We start from the raw sequence: 3,138 nt of genomic DNA, 5'->3' as shown, positions 1-3,138 counted from the left end.
ATAGTATGTGATTTAAGAATATGATTTTATATTTTTAGAAGTTAAATTTTACTGATAAAATATGAAAAATTAAAGAAATTTTGATAATATTTAACATAAAATCTTTTTTATAAATTAATAATACTGTATAATTGTTTTATTATATAAAATTAATGGGAGGATTTATGGGGAGAAAAATATTTAATAAGAGAGTTAAAGCTATTATTTCCTGTATTGTATTAAGTGGTTTTGTGTTAATTGGATGTGGACAAAAAAATAATTCAGCCAATGAAAATTCAGAGTTACCTATTGCAACAATAAAAGTAAAAGATTATGGAACAATAACAGCTGAATTATATCCTAATAAAGCACCAGAAACAGTTAAAAATTTTATTTCATTAGCTAATGAAGGATTTTATAATAATTTAACTTTTCATAGGGTTATTAAAGATTTTATGATTCAAGGAGGATGTCCATTAGGAACTGGAACAGGTGGACCAGATTATTCAATAAAAGGAGAATTTTCTGCTAATGGATTTGAAAATGATTTAGCACATACAGAAGGCATTATTTCTATGGCAAGATCACAAAATCCAAATAGCGCTGGAAGTCAATTTTTTATAGTAACAAAAGATTCACCACATTTAGATGGAAATTATGCTGCTTTTGCTAAAGTAATTGAGGGAATGGATGTAGCACATAAAATAGAAAATACGAAAACAGGAAATAACGATAAACCCACTAAAGAGGTTAAAATAGAGGAAATTAAAGTTGATACTAAAGGTGTAAAATATGAAAAACCTGAAAAAATAAATGAAAGATAATTTTAATAAAGTTTAAATAAGGGAGGTAAAGCCTCTCTTTATTTAAACTTGTATTTATAAAGAAAGGAATAATTTACTTATGAAAAAAAATACTTTTATATGTTTATATTGTAATAAGTTTATAGATGAAAATTATTTTAATAGTAATATAGGAGTTTTTTGTAATAAAAATCATTATGAAGAATATATAAAATCTTTAAGTGATAAAGAATATATACATATAATGCATAAATTTTGCACATGAGCTGATTAAAAAAGATAGGTTATCTTTTAAAAAAAGGAATATATTTTTTCACTATTATACAAAATAATTAATGTAAAAATTATATATTTAATAAGGAGACATAAAATGAATTATGTGATATTAATTTTAGGGTTTATACTACTTATAAAAGGTGCTGATTTTTTTGTAGATGGTGCAGCTGCCATTGCAAAAAAAATTGGAATACCAGCAGTGATTATAGGATTAACTATAGTATCATTGGGGACAAGTGCTCCTGAATTAGCTGTAAGTGTAATGTCATCTATAAGAGAAAATAATGAAATCACAATGGGAAATGTATTAGGATCTAATATATTTAATACAATAGCTGTACTTGGTGCAACTGCAATAGTTGCTCCTTTAATAATTGAAAAAAAGACTATAAAAAAAGATTTATTTGTAAATTTAACTGCAACACTTTTATTGTATGCTTTGGCCTTTCTTAAAATTTTTGGAAGTGAAAATACTTTGACAAGATTTGATGGATTTATATTAATTTCTTTATGTATAATTTATATAGTATATTTAATATATAGTGTAAAACAAAATAATAAAGAATCAATAGAAAAGGATATAGCTATGGAAGCAGCAGTAGAATCACAAAAAATAAATTTATCTAATAAAATACTTATTGCTATTGTTGGGGTTTTGGGAATAATTTTTGGAGGTAAATTAGTAGTTGATTCTGCAACTAATATAGCTTACAACATAGGATTAAGTGAAAAATTAGTTGGATTAACCATAGTAGCTATAGGTACATCACTTCCTGAATTAGTAACTTCTTTAGTAGCTGCTAAAAAAGGAGAAAATGAAATAGCCTTAGGTAATATTTTAGGCTCTAATACATTTAATATACTATTAATTTTAGGATTAGCTTCATTTATTAGCCCTATGGCTATATCATCAGCACTAATAACTGATTTATTATTCTTAATATTTATTACATTACTTGTAGCAGGATTAATATTTGCTAATAAAAAAGAAGTAAAAATACTTTCTAAACCAGAAGGGTTAATGCTTATATTTATTTATATAGGTTATACTATTTTTATAATTATGAGAAATTAAAATAAAAGCTAATTCAATTTTAAATTAATTGAATTAGCTGTTTTTTTATAATATTTTAATTTTATATCTTAGAAAGGAGTATTATGGAAGATACGAAAAAAATTATACATGTAGATATGGATGCTTTTTATGCATCAATTGAGCAAATAAATAATCCAAAGTTAATAGGAAAACCTATAATTGTTGGAGCAGATCCTAATAGAGGAGGGGTTGTTGCTACTTGTTCTTATGAAGCAAGAAAATTTGGTATTCACTCTGCTATGTCTTCTATGGAAGCTTATAAACTTTGTCCTCATGCTATTTTTGTAAAAAGTAGAATGAATTTATATAAACAAGTTTCTAATGAAATTATGAATATACTTTACTCTTATTCAGATTTAGTAGAACCACTTGCTTTGGATGAAGCTTTTATAGATGTTACTGTAAATAAATCAAATATTAAATCAGCTACAGTTATTGCTAAAGAAATTAAACAAAAAATATATTTAAAAACTAAATTGAATGCATCAGCAGGGGTTTCTTACAATAAATTTTTAGCAAAAGTTGCTTCAGACTTTAATAAACCTAATGGATTAACAGTAATAACTCCTAAAACATCAAATATTTTCTTAGAAAGTTTATCAATAGATAAGTTTTGGGGAGTTGGAAAAGTAACAAAAAATAAGCTAAATAATATCGGAATTTTCACAGGTAGTGATTTAAAAAGAATTGATAAAAAAGAATTAGTTCATTTATTCAATGATAAAGGAAAAATATTATATAATTTTGCTAGAGGAATAGATGATAGAGAAATTAACCCTAATAGAATAAGAAAATCTATTGGAAAAGAAATAACATTAGTAGAAGGTTTAATAGAATTTGAAGAAATACTGGTTATTTTATTAAAATTATCAGAAGAAGTAGAACGTAGATTATTGAATAATAAAACTAAAGGTTATACTATAACCCTTAAAATTAAGTTTTTTGACTTTCAAAATATTTCAAAAAGAGCAACCTTTGAAAATT

The 3,138-nt window shown here is 24.4% G+C and carries 4 protein-coding genes; all 4 read left to right on the top strand.

Annotation, left to right across the window (positions count from 1 at the left end):
- Positions 1–164 precede the first annotated feature (164 nt).
- Complete coding sequence (locus GBZ86_RS14290) at positions 165–803, top strand: peptidylprolyl isomerase (RefSeq protein ID WP_152891778.1); 639 nt, start codon at positions 165–167, stop codon at positions 801–803.
- A 79-nt stretch (positions 804–882) separates the two neighbouring features.
- A complete protein-coding gene (locus GBZ86_RS17380; RefSeq protein ID WP_170272275.1) occupies positions 883–1,047 on the top strand; it encodes a hypothetical protein in 165 nt (54 codons plus the stop codon).
- A gap of 105 nt (positions 1,048–1,152) precedes the next feature.
- The gene (locus GBZ86_RS14285; protein ID WP_152891776.1) at positions 1,153–2,133 is read left to right on the top strand and encodes a calcium/sodium antiporter; all 981 of its coding nucleotides are present in this window, start codon (positions 1,153–1,155) and stop codon (positions 2,131–2,133) included.
- 83 nt (positions 2,134–2,216) lie between these two features.
- Positions 2,217–3,138 (top strand): DNA polymerase IV (dinB, locus tag GBZ86_RS14280; RefSeq protein WP_152891774.1); only part of this gene is annotated, 922 nt, incomplete at its 3' end.

Source organism: Clostridium tarantellae, assembly GCF_009295725.1.
Lineage (GTDB): Bacteria > Bacillota > Clostridia > Clostridiales > Clostridiaceae > Sarcina > Sarcina tarantellae.
Note: the sequence above shows the minus strand (reverse complement) of the source record. Positions and strands in the feature narration are given on the sequence as shown.

Coding starts and splice junctions, on each gene's coding strand:
- GBZ86_RS14290 (WP_152891778.1), top strand. CDS start 165: ATGGGGAGAAAAATATTTAATAAGAGAGTTAAAGCTATTATTTCCTGT.
- GBZ86_RS17380 (WP_170272275.1), top strand. CDS start 883: ATGAAAAAAAATACTTTTATATGTTTATATTGTAATAAGTTTATAGAT.
- GBZ86_RS14285 (WP_152891776.1), top strand. CDS start 1,153: ATGAATTATGTGATATTAATTTTAGGGTTTATACTACTTATAAAAGGT.